This window comes from Serratia sp. P2ACOL2, assembly GCF_003691565.1.
Taxonomy (GTDB): domain Bacteria; phylum Pseudomonadota; class Gammaproteobacteria; order Enterobacterales; family Enterobacteriaceae; genus Serratia; species Serratia liquefaciens.
Window position 1 is genome coordinate 5,296,071 of the sequence record NZ_CP033162.1, and the last position, 20,175, is coordinate 5,316,245.

The 20,175-nt window shown below is 55.8% G+C and carries 18 protein-coding genes; 10 read left to right on the forward strand and 8 right to left on the reverse strand.

Annotated features, from left to right (window positions below; translation table 11 throughout):
- Positions 1-50: 50 nt before the first annotated feature.
- Positions 51-914, forward strand: a complete 864-nt coding sequence (locus EBA31_RS25395; RefSeq protein ID WP_020837642.1) for a YicC/YloC family endoribonuclease — start codon at positions 51-53, stop codon at positions 912-914.
- A 46-nt stretch (positions 915-960) separates the two neighbouring features.
- On the opposite strand, the gene EBA31_RS25400 is transcribed toward EBA31_RS25395, so the two are convergent.
- Both EBA31_RS25400 and EBA31_RS25405 read right to left on the reverse strand, forming a co-directional pair.
- A complete protein-coding gene (locus tag EBA31_RS25400; protein ID WP_369982367.1) occupies positions 961-1,356 on the reverse strand; it encodes a hypothetical protein in 396 nt (131 codons plus the stop codon).
- Positions 1,357-1,576: 220 nt separating this feature from the next.
- A complete protein-coding gene (locus EBA31_RS25405) occupies positions 1,577-2,317 on the reverse strand; it encodes an SDR family oxidoreductase (protein ID WP_122080475.1) in 741 nt (246 codons plus the stop codon).
- Between the two features lie 336 nt (positions 2,318-2,653).
- Here EBA31_RS25405 and EBA31_RS25410 point away from each other — a divergent pair, with 336 nt between their 5' ends.
- A complete protein-coding gene (locus EBA31_RS25410) occupies positions 2,654-3,838 on the forward strand; it encodes a NupC/NupG family nucleoside CNT transporter (RefSeq protein ID WP_020837645.1) in 1,185 nt (394 codons plus the stop codon).
- A 31-nt stretch (positions 3,839-3,869) separates the two neighbouring features.
- Here EBA31_RS25410 and EBA31_RS25415 read toward each other — a convergent pair whose 3' ends face one another.
- The gene (locus EBA31_RS25415) at positions 3,870-4,304 is read right to left on the reverse strand and encodes a DUF3574 domain-containing protein (protein ID WP_020837646.1); all 435 of its coding nucleotides are present in this window, start codon (positions 4,302-4,304) and stop codon (positions 3,870-3,872) included.
- Between the two features lie 294 nt (positions 4,305-4,598).
- On the opposite strand from EBA31_RS25415, the gene EBA31_RS25420 reads away from it, so the two are divergent.
- Positions 4,599-5,216, forward strand: a complete 618-nt coding sequence (locus EBA31_RS25420) for a trimeric intracellular cation channel family protein (RefSeq protein ID WP_020837649.1) — start codon at positions 4,599-4,601, stop codon at positions 5,214-5,216.
- Between the two features lie 61 nt (positions 5,217-5,277).
- On the opposite strand, the gene ligB is transcribed toward EBA31_RS25420, so the two are convergent.
- Positions 5,278-6,981: an NAD-dependent DNA ligase LigB gene (ligB, locus tag EBA31_RS25425; protein WP_122080476.1), complete on the reverse strand. Its 1,704-nt coding sequence runs from the start codon at positions 6,979-6,981 to the stop codon at positions 5,278-5,280.
- A gap of 274 nt (positions 6,982-7,255) precedes the next feature.
- On the opposite strand from ligB, the gene gmk reads away from it, so the two are divergent.
- Genes gmk through recG form a run of 5 tightly spaced genes read left to right on the forward strand, consistent with a single transcriptional unit; the run spans position 7,256 to position 13,122 of the window.
- On the forward strand, positions 7,256-7,879 hold the full coding sequence (gene gmk / locus EBA31_RS25430; protein ID WP_041415115.1) for a guanylate kinase: 624 nt from the start codon (positions 7,256-7,258) through the stop codon (positions 7,877-7,879).
- A 54-nt stretch (positions 7,880-7,933) separates the two neighbouring features.
- Positions 7,934-8,209 (forward strand): DNA-directed RNA polymerase subunit omega, encoded by a 276-nt coding sequence (gene rpoZ, locus EBA31_RS25435; protein WP_004953385.1) that lies wholly within the window; start codon positions 7,934-7,936, stop codon positions 8,207-8,209.
- A 22-nt stretch (positions 8,210-8,231) separates the two neighbouring features.
- Positions 8,232-10,343: a bifunctional GTP diphosphokinase/guanosine-3',5'-bis pyrophosphate 3'-pyrophosphohydrolase gene (gene spoT / locus EBA31_RS25440; RefSeq protein ID WP_020837653.1), complete on the forward strand. Its 2,112-nt coding sequence runs from the start codon at positions 8,232-8,234 to the stop codon at positions 10,341-10,343.
- A 5-nt stretch (positions 10,344-10,348) separates the two neighbouring features.
- Positions 10,349-11,044, forward strand: coding sequence for a tRNA (guanosine(18)-2'-O)-methyltransferase TrmH (trmH, locus tag EBA31_RS25445; RefSeq protein ID WP_020837654.1), 696 nt, complete (start codon positions 10,349-10,351; stop codon positions 11,042-11,044).
- Positions 11,041-13,122: an ATP-dependent DNA helicase RecG gene (gene recG / locus EBA31_RS25450; RefSeq protein WP_046375107.1), complete on the forward strand. Its 2,082-nt coding sequence runs from the start codon at positions 11,041-11,043 to the stop codon at positions 13,120-13,122. Before trmH ends, recG begins: the two co-directional genes overlap by 4 nt.
- Positions 13,123-13,180: 58 nt before the next feature.
- On the opposite strand, the gene gltS is transcribed toward recG, so the two are convergent.
- Positions 13,181-14,392: a sodium/glutamate symporter gene (gene gltS / locus EBA31_RS25455; protein ID WP_020837656.1), complete on the reverse strand. Its 1,212-nt coding sequence runs from the start codon at positions 14,390-14,392 to the stop codon at positions 13,181-13,183.
- Positions 14,393-14,634: 242 nt separating this feature from the next.
- On the opposite strand from gltS, the gene EBA31_RS25460 reads away from it, so the two are divergent.
- Entirely contained in the window at positions 14,635-16,035 is a 1,401-nt protein-coding gene (locus EBA31_RS25460) for an NCS2 family protein (protein ID WP_122080477.1), read from the forward strand.
- A gap of 132 nt (positions 16,036-16,167) precedes the next feature.
- Entirely contained in the window at positions 16,168-17,829 is a 1,662-nt protein-coding gene (locus tag EBA31_RS25465) for an AsmA family protein (RefSeq protein WP_122080478.1), read from the forward strand.
- A 39-nt stretch (positions 17,830-17,868) separates the two neighbouring features.
- On the opposite strand, the gene fabY is transcribed toward EBA31_RS25465, so the two are convergent.
- From fabY to EBA31_RS25480, 3 genes are read right to left on the reverse strand one after another with little or no spacing between them, the layout of a single operon-like run.
- Positions 17,869-18,816, reverse strand: a complete 948-nt coding sequence (gene fabY, locus EBA31_RS25470) for a fatty acid biosynthesis protein FabY (protein ID WP_020837659.1) — start codon at positions 18,814-18,816, stop codon at positions 17,869-17,871.
- Positions 18,817-18,839: 23 nt separating this feature from the next.
- Positions 18,840-19,277: a D-aminoacyl-tRNA deacylase gene (gene dtd / locus EBA31_RS25475; RefSeq protein WP_020837661.1), complete on the reverse strand. Its 438-nt coding sequence runs from the start codon at positions 19,275-19,277 to the stop codon at positions 18,840-18,842.
- Entirely contained in the window at positions 19,274-20,164 is an 891-nt protein-coding gene (locus tag EBA31_RS25480; protein WP_020837662.1) for a virulence factor BrkB family protein, read from the reverse strand. The genes dtd and EBA31_RS25480 overlap by 4 nt, the downstream gene beginning before the upstream one ends.
- Between the last annotated feature and the right edge of the window lie 11 nt (positions 20,165-20,175).

Consider the following 20,175-nt stretch of genomic DNA (forward strand, 5'->3'; position numbering starts at 1 on the left):
AGGTCCAACGCTATAATCGCTTCATCTTTTCCTATTACGGGTACGCATCAATGATCCGCAGCATGACCGCCTACGCTCGGCGAGAAATCAAGGGTGAATGGGGCAGCGCAGCTTGGGAGCTGCGTTCCGTTAACCAACGCTATCTGGAAACCTACATCCGTTTGCCGGAGCAATTCCGCAGCCTGGAGCCGGTGATCCGCGAACGCATTCGTGGTCGTTTGACCCGCGGCAAAGTGGAGTGCAACCTGCGCTTTGAGCTGGATCCGAGCGCGCAAAGCTCGATGATCCTGAACGAAAAACTGGCCAAGCAGCTGGTTGAAGCCGCCAACTGGGTAAAAATGCAGAGTGACGAAGGGGAAATCGATCCTATCGATGTCCTGCGTTGGCCTGGCGTGATGTCTGCTCAGGAGCAGGATCTGGACGCCATCAGCGCACAGCTGATGCAAGCGCTGGATGGCGCACTGGATGACTTCATTGTTGCTCGCGAAAGCGAAGGCACCGCACTGAAAGCGCTGATCGAACAGCGTCTGGAAGGCGTGAGCGCTGAAGTAATCAAGGTTCGCGCCCAAATGCCCAACATTCTGCAATGGCAGCGTGAGCGTCTGGTCAGCAAACTGGAAGAAGCCCAGGTACAGCTGGAAAACACCCGCCTGGAACAGGAACTGGTGCTGATGGCGCAGCGTATTGACGTTGCCGAAGAGCTGGATCGCCTGGAAGCCCACGTAAAAGAAACGCACAACATCCTGAAGAAGAAAGAAGCCGTGGGCCGTCGCCTCGACTTTATGATGCAGGAGTTCAACCGCGAATCCAACACGCTGGCATCCAAGTCCATCAATGCCGAAGTGACCACTTCAGCCATCGAGCTGAAAGTGTTGATCGAGCAGATGCGCGAACAGATCCAGAATATCGAGTAACCGATTCATTCCTGGCTTAAGCCCGCGTTAGCGGGCTTTTTTATGGCTAGGCTCTGGGCAAACCCGCGGCTTGTTCCTCGGTAATCAACCCCATTTTTTGCAGTTGAACAGCAATCCCCCAGCTTGAACGTTCAAATTCGCGGCTCATCGCCTCCAGCGTCATACCCTCAGCATGGCTTTCCTGCAGCCGCTGTTTCTCTTCTTCGTCCCAGGGGAAATAGGATTTTGCCGGCCGTCCTTCGGAAATATTTTTCTGCCGTTTCTCCTCCGGCGTTAACTTGGTTTTTTTCTGGCGTTCAGCCTCACTCTGAAACTCCTCCGCCAGGGCGAACAAAAGACGAATGGCCTCTGGCGAACTGGCCATCGAGGCGGGTTTTAATAACTCACCGGTATCAGGATTGACGCCATTCGCCAAAGCACGCAATTGGGTGCTGATATTCATCATCCCTCTCCTCATCCTGAGAAAATAGGCCACCTTGTGTGGTGGAAGGTCCGACAATTATCTTGCTGGGCAATCAAAAAACCAAAGGGTTCACTCAGCGCATTGCACAAACTGCGCGCCAGATTCCGGGCTTATTGCTGGCAGAGACAACAAACTGTGCACAGTTGCGAGGGGCTAAGCAGAAAGCCGCACCTGAAAAGGCGCGGCGGTGGTATGCGGCTTAATACAGCTCTTGGGTTGGCCGCAAAACAATTTCGTTGATATCCACCTCCGCCGGTTGCTCGATGGCATAGGCGATGGCACGCGCTACGGAATCCGCCGGGATGGCCTGTTGATAAAACTCCTCAACGAACTTCACGCTTTCCCGGTCCGAGGTGCCAAGCTTCAGTTCGGAATCCACGGCTCCCGGACAGATAATGGTGGTGCGAATATGTGCCCCCACCTCATAACGCAAGCCTTCGGAGATAGCGCGTACCGCAAACTTGGTGCCGCTGTAAACGGCGCCGCCCGGGCTAAGTACCTTCAGACCGGCGACGGAGGCTACATTGATAAAGTGACCGCTCTGCTGTTGCTCAAACACCGGTAGCGCAGCGGCAATGCCATACAGCACGCCTTTGAGGTTGATATCGATCATCCGTTCCCATTCGTCGACCCGGGTGGCGCTCAGCGGGGCTATCGCCATTAACCCTGCGTTGTTCACCAACACATCAACGCGCCCAAATTCCGTTATTGCGGCATCGACCATTGCCTCCACGTCGTTACGGTGAGTGACATCTACCGCTACCGCGAGCGCTTTACCCCCGGCCGCGATGATTTCATTCGCCAATGCATCAAGACGCGTTTTGCGACGCGCTGCCAATACCAACGTTGCGCCCCGAGCGGCGAGATGGCGAGCTGTCGCCTCGCCCAATCCGCTACTGGCGCCGGTAATAATTACAACCTTGCCTGAAATCTGGCTCATACAGTTCTCCTCAGCAAAAAGGCCATAAAGCCTCCGTTATAGAACCGGATGTCGCGATGTGTCGTGAAGCCCAAAATAACCCTGCGATTTATAAGCCATCGCAAAGGCTGAAGTATAGTACTGCCGTAAAAATCCGGCTCACAAGCGACTCTCGCCGTGAAATTCGCGTTGAATTTATTTATGAAAAACTGCCGATAAGTAAGAGAGGATGACAATCGGCAACTTACCCGGCTTACCGAAAGTATTTTGTTCTAATTATCACGTAATGTAATGAAAGGCCGGGAGAGCTGTGGCTAAATGTGTTTTTTCCTGCCCGTTTAGCCGTACGGACTCTTTATGCCGCAAATTCTGCAATTTATTTTTGCCCTGGTGGTGATCATCGCCCTGGCACTACTGGTCAGTAATGACCGCAAGAAAATCCGCCTGCGTTATATTATTCAGCTTTTAGTCATTGAAGGCGCACTCGCCTATTTCTTCCTGCATTCAGAGAGCGGCCTGAGCGTCATCAAGCACGTTGCAGGTTTCTTTGAAACGCTGCTGACCTACGCCGCACAGGGTTCCGACTTTGTGTTTGGTGGCATGAGTAAAGACGGGCTGGCGTTTATCTTCCTGGGCGTGTTATGCCCGATTATCTTTATTTCCGCGCTGATCGGTATTTTGCAGCATTTCCGCATTCTGCCGCTGATTATCCGTCTGGTCGGCACCCTGCTGTCCAAGGTTAACGGCATGGGCAAACTGGAATCTTTCAACGCCGTCAGCACGCTGGTGCTCGGCCAGTCTGAAAACTTTATCGCCTACAAGGGCATCATCGGCGATATCTCGCCGCGTCGCATGTACACCATGGCAGCCACCGCCATGTCGACGGTATCCATGTCCATCGTCGGTGCCTACATGTCGATGATCGATGCGCAATACGTGGTAGCCGCGCTGATCCTCAATATGTTCAGCACCTTTATCATATTGTCGATCATCAACCCTTATCAGTTGGACGATGAACCCGAACTGAAACTGAGCAAGCTGCATGAAGACCAGAGCTTCTTTGAAATGCTGGGCGAGTACATCCTGGCGGGCTTCAAAATCGCGATGATTATCGCCGCCATGCTGATTGGCTTTATTGCGCTGATTTCAGCGGTAAACGCTCTGTTCTCCGCCGTGTTCGGCATCAGCTTCCAGCAAATCCTGGGCTATGTATTCTATCCACTGGCCTGGCTGATCGGTATCCCGGCACCGGATGCGCTACGAGCAGGCAGCATTATGGCGACCAAACTGGTGGCCAATGAGTTTGTGGCAATGATCGAACTGAAGAAAATCGCTACGGAGCTGTCACCGCGCGGCCTGGGCATTCTGTCGGTATTCCTGGTGTCTTTCGCCAACTTTGCCTCTATCGGCATCGTCGCCGGGGCAATCAAAGGGCTTAACGAGCGACAAGGTAACGTGGTTTCTCGTTTTGGTTTGAAGCTGGTTTATGGTTCCACGCTGGTCAGCCTGCTTTCGGCAGCCATCGCCGGACTGGTACTGTAAACACTATCCCGGCCTGCGGGCCGGGAGCTTATCAGAACGCGACGCACACGGGCGCATCAACCCGCATCACGGAATCCTGTGCAAACTGTTGTTTATAGCTGCTGCGCAATGCCTCAATATGGGTTTCACTTTCCTTGCCCGGCGCATGAATCAGCATCAGCGCTTTGCTGTTTTCGCGCGCCAGCTTGCCGTCATTACCCAACCACTGTCCTTTGGCATCAAATACCGATAACCCATCTTTAAAACGCGGCGTCACTTGCCGATCGACAAAACTCTGCCATTCGGCAGCACCGATCGCTGGCCCCGCAGGGCGATTAAGGCCAAAATAAAGCGTAGTTTGGACCATAGGATCGCCAACCTGGCAGGTCGCCGATTTTTGCGGCCCGGTGTTCTGAACCGGCGCAACGCAACCGCTCAACAGGATGGTCACAGCGGCAGCCGCCGCCAGTAGGGAAGTAGCTTTCATTTATCTTCATGTTCCTCAGTAAACGCCATCATCAGCCAGAGATCCCTCACCGCCAAGCGGCCTCGGGATCGCATGCAAAAAGCATAGTCAGCAATAGAAACCAATGCGAAATATCTAATGCTTTCTTGAATAAAATAAGGTTACAAAAGGCAATGGATAAGCAAATAAAACAAAAAATGGATTAACTAAAGTAATCCGAATTGCCATCGGTTAGAAAAACTCAGTGGTGCTATGTCCTCGCGGCTATTACCCTGCCACCATGACACTCATTCCCGCCCACCCTGTGAATATCTTATGTTATTGAGCATTCTTTATATCATCGGTATTACTGCCGAAGCCATGACTGGCGCACTGGCTGCCGGCCGCCGCCAAATGGACATGTTTGGCGTCATTATTATTGCCTCTGCCACGGCAATCGGTGGCGGTTCGGTACGCGACATGTTGCTCGGGCATTTCCCCCTGGGGTGGGTCAAACATCCTGAATATATCGTTATCGTTGCCATTGCCGCGATCGTCACCACCTGGCTGGCCCCCTTGATGCGTCACCTGCGCCGTCTTTTTCTGGTGTTGGACGCCGTTGGGCTGATTGTATTTTCAATCATCGGCGCACAGGTCGCGCTGGACATGGGCCACGGTGCCATCATTGCCGCGATTGCCGCGGTGATCACCGGCGTATTCGGCGGCGTTCTGCGCGATATGCTCTGCAACCGCATTCCCTTGGTATTCCAGAAAGAAATCTACGCCGGTATCTCCTTCGCCGCCGCCTGGCTGTACATCGGTCTGCAACACTTCAGCCTGCCACATAATATGGTGGTGATCATCACTTTGGTAGCCGGCCTCAGCGCCCGACTGATTGCTCTGCGCTTTCGGCTGGGTCTGCCGGTGTTTAACTATCAGCATCCGGATCATTAATAAGGGCACCATAACAGCATAGGCAATCCCGTTGTTGATGGACTTCAAGAGGAACATCACATCAAGGCGCGCCGGCAAAACCCACAATCCCTTGTGAGCCCAGGATGCTGACCAGCGCCAGGACTGGCTGGTGCTGGAGAAAATCGGCAATCTGTTGTGCCCTTTTTGCACCAATACCGACGATTTTCCGCCACGCCACGAGGGACATTTGCTGGACCTGATGCCAGTTTGTCAGCGCCATCGTTTGCTGCGGGGAGAGCGGTATACCCAAAGCGAGCAGCCAACGCGCGAACGGTTGTTGTCGCGCCTGCTGAAATTGCCGGTGAATGCTTTGCCCTCGCTTACCGCCGATCCCGGGCGCGGCCATCAGTTGTTCCGGCGTCAGCAACAGCCAATCCAGCAAATTCCGCACTAACCCCTGATCGATCAGCGTCTGCCAGGTGGATTCACTGACGCCGCGCAAACTTAACCCCTGCGGGCCGCTCAACCACACCAGTCGGGCAAGAAACTGCTGACGGCAATCCGGTTGCCAACTGAAACAACTCAACGCGTGGTAACGTTCAGCAGACGGCGCACTGGGCAGCGACCGGTCCGTTCCACGCCAGACCACATTATTGAGATGTGGAATGCCGTGTCCCATCAGGCTGATGGTTACCTGATCTCCGGGCACAACCGCCCATTTTCGCCAACGTGGTAGCGAGCCGAGGTTAACTCTTGTCACCCATTTATCGTCCATCCTGACGGGTTCAAGCCGCAGTACCACGGCGATTTTTCCGGTGCGACCAATATTGAAATCAATACCATTGACCCTCGCCACTTGCTGCACGGGCGGATATTTCCAGGCAACGGCCCAATCACCGGGCCTGGCTTGCCAGTAGGGCCCCTGGGGTGAGTGTGCCTGATGGATCACCACACCATCGGTGACGAAAGGCAGAGCGGTTTTATGCCAATGCTCTCGCCATTGTTGCACCTCCGCCGAGGAGTTCACCGGCTGCGAAAAAGTCAGGGCAAGAGGAAAACCCATTTCAGCAAGCTGGCGTAAACGCTGCGCCATCTCCTGCGGACCGTTCGGCCAGGCCCAGACAAACAGCCCGATCTGCTGGAGTAGCGGCGAAGGCTTATTTTTCATCAGCGCGCCGGCGACCTTGGCACGGGCGTTGATGCCGCCGCTGACCTTTTGTTGATGACCGTTCACCATCAGAAACAGCTCGCCCTGCAGAATCAACGTTGGCGGGGCCCCCTTAATACTGACCGGCACCGCAGGAATAGTCCGCACTTTTTCCAGCCAGTTCTCGCCTTTCAGCCCGTTCCCTCGGCTGATCGCCGACGTCAGTTTTCCGTCGTGATAAACCAGCGTGATGGCGACACCGTCCACTTTGGGTTGAACCCAGAGATCACTGCGCCCCTTTAACCATTGGTCGACGGCGGCAAGATCCGGCAATTTCCGCAACCCGGTATGCGCCACCGGGTGCGGCACCTTGCCTTCGGGTAAAAGCGGGCCAGCCCCCTCCTCCGGCGCTGCCCCGGCGCAACGCTGCCATAACCGCAGCTTTTCGCGCAGACTGTCGTAGACTTCATCTTCAATTAAACTGCTGCCCTGCTGGTAATAAGCTACGTCCCAGCGTTCAAGCTGGTTTTTTAAGGCGGTTATCTCCAGCTGCATCCGCACCGGGCGCCACGCCGGACAGGCTTGCGCCCGAACAGTCTCACTGCACAGCAAACCGAACAGCAGCATCATCCCTATTCTCATGACACTTTTGCGCATCTTTCACCTCCCTGATAACCGGCAGTAAAGCCGGAAGAGGAAAGCACGACAATGGCCCATGTGGCGTTCTGCGCAGCGGCTCGAGAAAGCCCGCTCGCATTGCAGAAAACCGTCAAAATTTGGCGATACGCTGCGCAAACCACCCTGTTTGAGGTTTTTTCAGCATAAAGGGGCGGGCAAAATGCGAGCTAACGCTGCATCCGGCACGTTAGCCGTGTATACTGTGCGGAGAAAATACACATCCGCTGTTATTGGCATATCAACGAATATCATCATGGCTCAAGGCACGCTTTATATTGTCTCTGCCCCTAGTGGCGCAGGGAAATCAAGTCTGATTCAGGCTTTGTTAAAGACGCAACCGCTGTACGACACGCAGGTTTCGGTTTCGCACACCACGCGCGACAGCCGCCCGGGTGAACAGCATGGCGATCATTATTTCTTCGTCTCAAAAGAAGAATTCTGCCGAATGATTGAGCAGGATGCGTTTCTTGAGCACGCCGAAGTGTTCGGCAACTATTACGGTACCTCACGCGCTGCCATTGAGCAGGTGCTGTCGACCGGGGTAGACGTTTTCCTGGATATCGACTGGCAGGGCGCGCAACAAATTCGTGCCAAAATGCCCCAGGCGCGCAGCATCTTTATTTTGCCGCCGTCGAAGGAAGAACTTGGCCGTCGCCTTCGTGGACGCGGACAAGACTCTGATGAAGTGATCGCCAAACGCATGGCGCAAGCCGTGGCGGAAATGACGCACTACGCGGAGTATGACTATTTAATCGTGAACGATGATTTCGATCTGGCCCTGTCCGATCTGAAAACCATTATTCGCGCCGAACGCCTGCGTTTAGGCCGCCAATTACTGCGGCATGACGCTTTAATCAGCAAACTATTGGCAGACTGAAGACAGTTTCAGTATTATGCCCAGTCTTTTCGTCACCTGTGGAGTAGCACAAATATGGCACGCGTAACTGTTCAAGACGCTGTAGAGAAAATTGGTAACCGTTTTGACCTGGTGTTGGTCGCTGCTCGTCGGGCACGTCAAATCCAGACTGGCGGTAAAGATGCACTTGTTCCGGAAGAAAACGACAAGTACACCGTTATCGCGCTGCGCGAAATCGAAGAAGGCCTGATCACCAGCCAGATCCTCGATGTTCGCGATCGTCAGGAGCAGCAAGAGCAGGAAGCCGCAGAAATTCAAGCGGTTACCGCGATTGCTGAAGGTCGTCGTTAATTAATTAGACTGCGAGCCTGCCTTGTACCTGTTTGAAAGCCTGAATCTGCTGATTCAACGTTACCTGCCTGAGGAGCAGATTAAGCGCCTCAAACAGGCATACCTCGTTGCACGTGATGCTCACGAGGGACAGACACGCTCCAGCGGTGAGCCCTACATTACTCACCCGGTTGCCGTGGCCTGTATTCTGGCGGAAATGCGTCTCGATCATGAGACGCTGATGGCAGCCCTGCTGCACGACGTCATCGAAGACACCCCGGCCACCTATCAGGATATGGAACAGCTGTTCGGTAAAAGCGTCGCCGAATTGGTTGAGGGCGTATCCAAGCTCGACAAGCTGAAATTCCAGGACAAAAAAGAAGCCCAGGCGGAAAACTTCCGCAAGATGATCATGGCGATGGTGCAGGATATCCGCGTCGTGTTGATTAAACTGGCCGACCGCACGCACAACATGCGTACCTTAGGTTCGCTGCGCCCCGACAAACGGCGGCGTATTGCACGTGAAACCCTGGAAATCTACAGCCCACTGGCCCATCGTCTGGGTATTCACCACCTGAAAACCGAGCTTGAAGAGCTGGGTTTCGAGGCGTTGTATCCGAACCGTTATCGCGTAATCAAAGAAGTGGTGAAAGCCGCACGCGGTAATCGTAAAGAGATGATCCAGAAGATTCTCGCCGAAATCGAGGGGCGATTGACCGAAGCCGGCATCCCCTGCCGCGTCAGCGGGCGAGAAAAACATCTGTATTCCATTTACCTCAAGATGCACCTGAAAGAACAGCGCTTCCATTCGATTATGGATATCTATGCGTTCCGGGTGATCGTGAAAGAGGTGGATACCTGCTACCGCGTGCTGGGTCAGGCTCACAGCCTGTATAAACCGCGCCCTGGCAGAGTCAAAGACTATATCGCCATTCCCAAGGCCAACGGCTATCAATCGCTGCACACTTCACTTATCGGCCCGCATGGCGTTCCGGTAGAGGTGCAGATCCGTACCGAAGATATGGATCAGATGGCCGAAATGGGGGTCGCCGCGCACTGGGCTTATAAAGAAAAAGAACAGGGTGAAACCGGCACCACCGCGCAAATCCGAGCCCAGCGCTGGATGCAGAGCCTGCTGGAGCTGCAACAGAGCGCCGGTAGCTCGTTTGAATTTATTGAGAGCGTCAAATCCGATCTGTTCCCGGATGAGATTTACGTTTTCACCCCGGAAGGCCGCATCGTTGAATTGCCTGCGGGCGCCACCCCGGTCGATTTCGCCTACGCGGTGCATACCGATATCGGCCACGCCTGCGTTGGCGCACGGGTTGATCGTCAGCCATACCCGCTGTCGCAGTCACTGACCAGCGGACAGACGGTCGAAATCATCACTGCCCCGGGCGCACGGCCAAACGCCGCCTGGCTGAACTTTGTCGTCAGCTCCAAAGCGCGCGCTAAAATTCGCCAGATGTTGAAAAACCTCAAGCGCGATGATTCGGTTGGCCTCGGCCGCCGTTTGTTAAACCATGCGTTGGGCGGCAGTCGCAAACTGGCCGAGATCCCGCCGGAAAATATCCAACACGAGTTGGATCGCATGAAGCTGGCGACGCTGGACGATCTGCTGGCTGAAATCGGCCTGGGCAATGCCATGAGCGTCGTGGTCGCGAAAAACCTGCAGGGCGATCAGTCCAATCTGGGCACCTCTTCCGGCGTTCGTAATCTGGCGATTAAGGGCGCAGACGGCGTGCTGATCACCTTTGCCAAATGTTGCCGACCTATTCCGGGTGACCCGATTATCGCCCACGTCAGCCCAGGTAAAGGCTTGGTGATCCACCATGAATCCTGTCGCAATATCCGCGGCTACCAGAAAGAGCCTGAAAAGTTCATGGCGGTAGAGTGGGATAAAGACATCGAGCAGGAATTCATTGCCGAGATCAAAGTGGACATGTTTAACCATCAGGGGGCGCTGGCCAACCTGACGGCAGCCATCAATGCGGCTGAGTCCAATATTCAAAGCCTGAATACCGAAGAGAAAGACGGCCGGGTTTATAGCGCCTTTATCCGCTTGACCACCCGCGATCGCATCCATCTGGCAAATATTATGCGTAAAATCCGTATCATGCCGGATGTCATTAAAGTTAACCGTAACCGAAATTAGCGCTTATGAGCCCTGAACGCTATGCGCGGATTTGTGAAATGCTGGCCACCCGGCAGCCGGATTTAACCGTCTGCCTGGAACAGGTTCACAAACCGCATAACGTCTCCGCCATTATCCGCACCGCCGACGCTGTCGGCGTGCATCAGGTGCATGCCGTGTGGCCAACTACACGCATGCGAACCCTGGTTTCCTCCGCCGCCGGCAGCAACAGCTGGGTCAATGTTCAAACCCATCGCACTATCGGCGACGCCGTAACTCATCTGAAAGGCCAGGGCATGCAGATCCTGGCGACTAACCTTTCCGCCCGGGCGGTAGACTTTCGCGAAGTGGATTACACTCGCCCTACCTGCGTCCTGCTGGGCCAGGAAAAAACCGGCATTACCGAAGAAGCGCTGGCGCTTGCCGATCAGGACATCATTATTCCGATGATCGGTATGGTGCAGTCACTCAACGTGTCGGTTGCCTCAGCCTTGATCCTGTACGAAGCGCAACGCCAGCGGCAAAATGCCGGCCTGTATCGCCGTGAGCACAGTATGCTCGACGCAGAAGAACAACAACGTCTGCTGTTTGAAGGTGGCTACCCGGTGCTGGCCAACGTGGCCAAGCGTAAAAAGCTGCCGCGTCCTCATATCGATCAACAGGGCCAGGTGGTCGCCGATGCCGAATGGTGGGCGGCCATGCAGGCGACGGTACGCAAATGAAAGGCCGTCTGCTGGATGCTGTCCCACTCACTACGCTTTCCGGGGTTGGCGCCAGCCAGGCTGGCAAACTGGCCAAGATTGGTCTGGAAACCATTCAAGATCTGCTGCTGCACCTGCCGCTGCGCTATGAAGACCGCACCCGCCTCTACCCGATAAACGATCTGCAGCCTGGCATTTTTGCCACGGTGGAAGGCGAAGTGCTGCGTACCGACATCAGTTTTGGACGCAGGCGCATGCTAACCTGCCAGATCAGCGACGGTACCGGCCTGCTCACCCTGCGTTTCTTCAATTTCAACGCTGCGATGAAAAACAGCCTGGCCACCGGCCGTCGCGTGACCGCCTACGGTGAAGTCAAACGCGGTAACCACGGCGCCGAAATTATTCACCCTGAATATCGCATTCAAGGGGAAAGCAGCGAAGTTGAGCTGCAAGAGTCATTGACACCGGTTTATCCCACCACCGAAGGCATACGCCAGGCCACGCTGCGCAAGCTGACCGATCAGGCGCTGGAGTTGCTGGATACCTGCGCTATTGCCGAACTGCTGCCGCCGGAACTGAGCGGCGGTCTGATGAGCCTGCCACAGGCGCTGCATACCCTGCACCGCCCGCCGCCGGATATCCAATTGGCGGATTTGGAACAGGGCAAGCATCCGGCGCAAAAACGCCTGATCCTGGAAGAACTGTTGGCGCATAACCTCAGCATGCTGGCGGTACGAGCCGGTGCGCAGAGCTATCAGGCCCTGCCGTTAATGCCCGACGACCGGCTTAAAAAGCAATTCCTCGCCCAGTTGCCCTTTGCCCCCACCGGCGCGCAAGATCGCGTAGTGGCCGATATCGAAGCCGATATGCAAAAAGGCTTCCCGATGATGCGCCTGGTGCAAGGCGACGTTGGCTCCGGCAAAACGCTGGTGGCCGCGCTGGCAGCACTGCGCGCTATCGCTCACGGCAAGCAGGTGGCGTTAATGGCCCCAACGGAACTGCTGGCCGAACAGCACGCCAATAACTTCCGTCAGTGGTTTGAGCCGCTGGGGTTAGAAGTTGGCTGGCTGGCCGGCAAGCAAAAAGGCAAGGCGCGTATCGCACAGCAAGAGGCAATTGCCAGCGGGCAGGTCTCCATGGTGGTCGGTACCCACGCCATCTTCCAGGAACAGGTGCAATTTTCCGGTCTGGCGCTGGTGATCATCGATGAACAGCACCGTTTTGGCGTACACCAGCGGCTGGCACTGTGGGAGAAAGGCGAAGAACAAGGCTTCCATGCCCATCAGTTGATCATGACCGCCACGCCAATCCCACGCACGCTGGCAATGACCGCCTATGCCGATCTCGACACCTCGGTGATCGACGAACTGCCACCGGGCAGAACGCCCGTCACTACCGTTGCCATTCCAGACACCCGGCGCGCCGATATTATTCAGCGGGTGAAAAGCGCCTGCATGGAAGAAGGCCGCCAGGCGTACTGGGTTTGTACCCTGATCGAAGAATCCGAACTGCTGGAAGCCCAGGCAGCCGAAGCCACCTGGGAAGAATTGAAAACCGCGCTGCCAGAGCTGAAAGTGGCGCTGGTGCACGGTCGCATGAAAGCACAAGAGAAACAGGCGGTAATGCAGGCCTTTAAACAGGGTGAGCTGCAGTTGTTGGTGGCGACGACGGTGATCGAGGTGGGGGTCGACGTGCCCAACGCCAGCCTGATGATCATCGAAAACCCGGAGCGACTGGGGCTGGCTCAGCTGCATCAGTTGCGGGGGCGCGTGGGTCGTGGCGCCGTAGCGTCTCACTGCGTGTTGTTGTACAAAACCCCGTTGAGCAAAACGGCGCAAAAGCGCCTGCAGGTGCTGCGCGACAGTAATGACGGTTTCGTTATTGCCCAGCGCGATCTGGAGATCCGCGGTCCCGGTGAACTGTTGGGCACCCGCCAAACCGGCAGTGCGGAGTTCAAAGTGGCGGATTTGCTGCGCGATCAGGCGATGATCCCGGAAGTACAACGCGTCGCCCGCCATATACACCAGCAGTACCCGGAGCATGCCAGAGCCCTGATTGAACGCTGGCTACCGGAGAAAGCACGTTACTCCAACGCCTGATTTTCAGGCAGAGAAAAGGCGCCAGATAGGCGCCTTTTTCGTTATTACGACCGGTTAATCAGCCAATCGCCGGAAACACCGGCAACAGCAGATACAGCTTAATCACAATCGCGTTGGCGATATCGATAAAGAACGCCCCCACCATAGGCACCACCAGAAACGCCAGGTGCGATGGACCGAAGCGATCGGTAATCGCCTGCATATTGGCGATCGCCGTAGGCGTGGCTCCCATGCCGAAACCGCAGTGGCCCGCAGCCAACACCGCTGCATCGTAATTTTTACCCATCACCCGGTAGGTAACGAAAATTGCGTACAGTGCCATCACCAGCGTTTGTACGGCCAGGATCGCCAGCATTGGCAGCGCCAGAGAAGCCAGCTCCCACAAACGCAGGCTCATCAACGCCATCGCCAGGAACAGCGACAGGCTAACGTTGCCCAGCACCGACACCGCACGCTCAAACACGGTATAGAACCCGGTGAAGGCCAGGGTGTTGCTGAGGATCACCCCAACGAACAGCACGCAAACAAAGTTGGGTAATTCAAATACCGTACCGCTCAGCAAGCCGGAGATAAACTGCCCCAGGCTCAGGCAGATGGCGATCATCGCGATGGTTTCAATCATGATCAGCGAGGTGATCAAACGGCCGCTCTCCGGTTTTTCAAAACCGCTTGGCTGGACGCTGTCATCCGGCGAGCCTTCCGGGGTGGAAGAGTGCTTCACCAGGTAACGCGCCACCGGACCGCCGATCAGGCCACCCAGAACCAGACCGAAGGTGGCACAGGCCATCGCCACTTCCGTGGCGTTTTCAAAGCCGTAGCGTTCGATAAACAGCTTGCTCCAGGCCGCCCCGGTACCGTGACCGCCGGACAGGGTAATCGAGCCGGCGATCAGGCCCATCAACGGGTCCAGACCCAGCATTTTCGCCATGCCGATGCCGATAGCGTTCTGCACCAGCAGCAGGCCCAGCACCACAAACAGGAATACCATTAATGCCTTGCCACCCGCGCGCAACCGCGACAGGTTGGCGTTCAAACCGATGGTGGCGAAGAAGGCCAACATTAACGGGTCTTTCAGCGACATATCGAAGCTGATTTCCCAGTTAACGAACTTTTTCAGGGCTAACAACAGGAGTGCCACCAGTAAACCACCGGCGACAGGAGCGGGAATGGTGTATTTCCTCAACAGGGGGATGCTGGTGACGCATTTGCCCCCAAGGAGCAGAACCAATGTTGCTGCGACTAACGTGCCATAAGTATCAAGATGAAACATCCAGTTACTCCATGTAAGGGAAAAGATCCAATTAATAAATAATAAGTTAGAGAAAACCGCTTAGTTTTTAAAACTTGATGAGTGCAGGATTAGAAGTAAAAAACGCTGATAACACAAGAAAAAATGAACGAAAATGCGACATAAGTGACGATACTGCTAACAAAGCATTAACGCGCAACCGTTTGCTTTTATGGGCCAAATCATTAAAATGCCTGCTTTGCCGTTTCTGGAAATGCCACACCATGACCCAGCCATCCGCCGAGTTCGATGCTGCGCAAAAAGCATCCGCCACTCCCCGCAACAGTGAACTGATTTATCGCCTGGAAGATCGCCCACCGCTGCCGCAAACGCTGTTCGCCGCCGGTCAGCACCTGCTGGCGATGTTCGTTGCCGTGATCACACCGGCCCTGTTGATTTGTCAGGCACTGGGTCTGCCGGTGCAGGACACTCAGCACATTATCAGCATGTCGCTGTTCGCCTCCGGCCTGGCCTCGATTTTACAAATCAAAACCTGGGGACCCGTCGGCTCGGGCTTGCTGTCTATTCAGGGCACCAGCTTTAACTTTGTTTCGCCGCTGATCATGGGCGGGCTGGCGCTGAAAAATGGCGGCGCGGACGTTCCCACCATGATGGCTGCGCTGTTCGGTACGCTGATGGTCGCCTCCTGCACCGAGATCCTGCTGTCACGCGTGTTGCACTTGGCACGGCGCATCATCACCCCGCTGGTCTCCGGCATTGTGGTGATGATTATCGGTTTGTCTCTGATTCAGGTCGGTTTGACTTCCATCGGCGGCGGCTATGCTGCGATGAACGGAGGTACCTTCGGCGCCCCCAAAAATCTGCTGCTGGCCGGCGCGGTATTACTGGTCATTATTCTGCTTAACCGTCAGCGCAATCCCTACCTGCGCGTCGCCTCACTGGTGATTGCCATGGCGGTAGGTTATCTGCTGGCCTGGGCCATGGGCATGCTGCCAGAAAGCCAGCCCACCCCCGAGACGGCGGCGATCATCATCCCGACCCCGCTGTATTACGGTCTGGGTTTTGACTGGAATCTGCTGCTGCCGCTGATGCTTATCTTTATGGTCACCTCGCTGGAAACTATCGGCGATATCACCGCGACCTCTGACGTGTCGGAACAACCTGTCAGTGGCCCACTGTATATGAAGCGCCTTAAGGGCGGCGTACTGGCCAACGGCCTGAACTCCATGCTGTCGGCGGTGTTTAATACCTTCCCTAACTCCTGCTTCGGTCAAAACAATGGCGTGATCCAACTGACCGGCGTCGCCAGCCGCTACGTCGGCTTCGTGGTGGCACTGATGCTGATCGCGCTGGGGCTGTTCCCGGCGGTGGCCGGCTTCGTACAACACATTCCTGAGCCGGTATTGGGCGGCGCCACCCTGGTGATGTTCGGCACCATCGCCGCATCCGGTGTGCGCATCGTGTCGCGAGAGCGTCTGAACCGCCGTGCAATCATGATCATGGCGCTGTCGTTGGCCGTGGGGATGGGCGTTTCCCAGCAACCGTTGATCTTGCAGTTCGCACCGGACTGGCTGAAAACATTACTCTCCTCAGGCATTGCTGCCGGCGGCATCACTGCCATCGCGCTGAACCTGCTGTTCCCGCAGGAACACGAGAAACAATAATTCATCGAACTGCCTTGTGACAAACGGCCGCTTGCGGCCGTTTTTTATTGCCTATCAGACCATTGCACTTGAGATGCCCGGCCAATTGCGGCATAAACAGGGTATCTTTTTTGACCGACGCGGATGTAGACGATGAAATTTATCGGAAAACTGTTGCTGACGTTGCTGCTGCTGGTCGTGCTGGCCGTTGCACTGTTGTACGTCATAGGGCAAACCCGTTGGGCCGCGGGCTGGGTCAGCCGCTGGGTCAGCGATAACAGCGACTACCGCCTGTCGGTGGCGGCAATCTCGCACTCATGGAACCAGCCGGGCCAAATCAGCCTGGAAGACGTTCAGTTGGCCAAAAAAAATCAGCCTCAATCACTGGTGGCCAAACGTCTGGACCTCGGTCTCAGCCTGCGCCAAATTACCGAACCTCGTCATTTCCATAGCGTCACGCTGCGTGACGGCACGCTGAATCTGCAGCAGCAGGACGCAGCAATGCCAATACAGGCCGACGTGCTGCAACTGAGCAATATGGCGCTGCAATCCAACGATGAAACCTGGCAGCTCAACTCGCAGCAGGTCAACGCCGGCATCACGCCATGGCAACCCAAAGCCGACCATCCGCTGGGTGATAACAATCAGTTCCAGTTCAGCGCTGGCTCGATGACGCTCAATGGCATCCCGGCCTCTCAGGTCCTGGTTCAGGGCGAGCTGAAACAAAATCAGCTGCTGCTCAGCAATTTCGGCGCCGACCTGGCGCAGGGGGATTTGACCGGCGTAGCCACCCGCGCCGCCGACGGCAGTTGGCAGGTAGAGCGACTGAGGCTCAGCGGCGTGCGCATGCAGACACCGCTGACACTGGAACAGTTCTGGCAACGTTTTACCGCTCTGCCCCCCGTCACGCTCAAACGTTTTGATCTGATAGATGCACGGCTGGAAGGCAAGGAGTGGGCATTTAACGATCTCGACCTGTCACTGCAAAATGTCACCTTCCAACAAGGCGACTGGAGCAGCCAGGACGGTTCGCTGAACTTTAACGCCAGCGACCTGATCAATGGCAGTTTCCATCTGATTGATCCGATCATGAATATGCGACTCTCGCCGGCCGGCATCGCCATTCAGCAGTTCACCACCCGCTGGGAAGGTGGGTTATTGCGCACCTCGGGCAACTGGCTGCGTGCCAACAACCGCCTGCAGCTGGATGAGGTCGCGGTCGCTGCGTTGGAATATACGTTGCCTATAGACTGGCGCGCATTGTGGTTACAACCGCTGCCGAACTGGCTGGCGGAGGTGTATGTCAATAAACTGACCACCAACCGTAACCTAATCATCGATATCAACCCGGCCTTCCCTTTCCAGATCACCGCACTGGACGGTTATGGCAGCAACCTGCTGCTGGCGCGCGATCACCAGTGGGGCATCTGGTCCGGCACGCTGAATTTGAACGGCAGTGAAGCTACCTTCAACAAAATTGACGTGCGCCGACCATCGCTGGCGCTGAACGCCAATGACGGGCAGATCAACGTCACCGAGCTCAGCGCCTTTATGCCGCAGGGGTTGTTGGATGCCAAAGCCACCGCCGAGCAACTGCCGGGCAAGCCTTTTACGCTGTCGTTGAATGGGCGTTCGGTACCGCTGAATACGCTACAACAATGGGGATGGCAAGCAGTGCCGCTGGAAGGCGACGGTAATCTGCAATTACAGTTGAAAGGTTTGTTGAACAGCGATGGGCCATTTAAGGCTTCATTGCAGGGCAGATTGCAGGCCACTGCCGCCGATGGCCAAACGGTCAACCAGCAACTGCCTTAATTCTGGATAGGCCCTCTCCGCATAGAGAGGGCCTGGGTATTAACTGTCTATCGCCTCACAGCCGCCCTGATCCAGGGGCACTTCCGGCTCGGCCGGCAACACCATATAAGTGCCTTCAAATACCGCACCTTTGTCGTCGTCACCGAACAGATGGACTTCCGCCTGTACGCGAGCGCGGCGGCCACGGGCCAAACGGGCCAGATCGCCGCTCAACGAGCTGAGATCCGCCACTGCACGCGGTCGGCCTGTGATGGGCTTGCTGTAACGAATATGGGCATCGGCTAAAATGATGGTGCCACCGAGATGGCGCTCACGCAGCAATAGCCAGATCAGGCCCCAGGCGGTCAAGGTGGCCAGAGAGAACAGGCTGCCGGCAAACAACGTGTGGTGCGGGTTCTGGTTGCCAATTTCCGGCATGGTGGTGACAAAGCGCTGGCCGGTGTATTGGCTGATGCGCACCCCCATCTTCTCGCTGAGCGGAATGTGATCGTACCAGGCCTGCTGCAGCTGACCGCACCAGTCGGGCCGATGCAGGATGTCGTCCAGCGTCGCCACCGGTTTGATCATCAGGAAATGGCGAATCGGCGTGGTTTGCGGCGCGGTGATCTCACCCTGATTAATGAAACCCAGCTTGGCAAAGAAATCTACCGCGTCTTCACGGGCGCTACAGACTACGCGCTTCACGCCCTCCTGGCGCGCCACGGATTCCAGCGTCATGGCTACCAGCGTCCCCAGGCCTTTGTCCTGCACCGTCGGGTCTACCGCCAGAAAACGAATCGCGGCTTCGTTATCGGCATTGATGTACAGCCGCCCAATGGCGACAATTTTTCCGCTCTCGTCCACCACCATCTGATGATGTGCCATGGCGTCGTAGGCATCCTTTTCCGACCCCACCGGCTGGTGCAACGGCTTGCGCAGCATTTCCCAGCGAAACTGGTAATACTCTTTCAGTTCTTGCTCTGTTACCGGTACTCGTAGGTGATACATAGACGCCTTCTCTCTCAGAATTCTTAGACTTGAAGCCAAAACGTCACCGGCCCGTCGTTCACCAGCGCGACTTTCATGTCGGCCGCAAACTCACCGGTTTGGGTTTCGATACCGCGTTCGCGGCATTGGCCAACAAAATATTGGTATAACCGATCGGCCTCTTGCGGTACCGCGCCACGAGAGAAACTCGGACGCATCCCCTTTTGCGTGTCGGCCACCAGCGTGAACTGCGAGACCACCAGCAAACTGCCCCCTGCCTGTTGGACGTTGAGATTCATTTTGTCGTTCTCATCGCCAAAGATGCGGTAGCCCAATACGCGCTCACACAGGCGCTCAGCCTTCTGTTCGTTATCGTCCTGCTCCACGCCCAATAACACTAACAAACCGGGGCCTATGTTGCCTACCGTCTGGCCTTCCACCGTGACGCTGGCATTTAATACCCGTTGAATTAACGCAATCATAACTGCCCTTCTGATGACTGTTCCTGTTGTTGTGCCTTTTGCTGTCGGTAGTCGCGGTATTCCCCAATGGTAACCGTGATTTCCGCACCGAGTAACACGATACACCAGCTCCAGTAGACCCAAAGGAATAAAATGGGGATCACCGCCAACACGCCGTAAATCAGCTGATAAGACGGGAACATGGTGACATACAGCGCAAACCCCTTCTTGCCCAGCTCAAACAGCAAACCGGCCACCAGTGCGCCAATCAACGCATCCTTGGGTGGCACCCTAACCGTCGGCACGATGCAATACAGCAGCCAGAACGATATCCACGACAGGATCAGCGGGAAAATACGCAGCACCTGATCCACCAGGCTGTTGACGCCGGTTTGCGCCAGCCAGTTAAGCGACAGCAGATAGGAGCTGATCGCCATACTGGCCCCCACCAACAGCGGCCCCAGGGTCAGCACCATCCAGTACACGGCGAAAGAAAACACGATAGGACGCTGATTCTTGCTGCGCCAGATGGTGTTGAGCACGCTGTCCACCGACGAGATCAGCAACAGCGCAGTGACTATCAGGCCGCAGGTCCCGACGGCGGTCATCTTGTTGGAGTTGGCGACAAATTGCTCCAGATAACTTTGGATCACGTTGCCGGCGGCCGGCATGAAGTTGGAAAAGATAAAGCTTTTCAGTTGAACGCTGATGTCGGAGAACATCGGGAACGCGGCAAACAGCGCAAACACCACGGTCACCAGAGGTACCAGTGACAGCAGTGATACGTAGGCCAGGTGGCCCGCCAACATGGTCAGGCCATCGCTGTCGACGCGTTTAATCAGCAGTCGTAAAAAGGTGACGCTGGGTTTGATCGAAGCGGGCAGCTTCTTGCGGCGGAAAAACGACATGGCCACTCCTT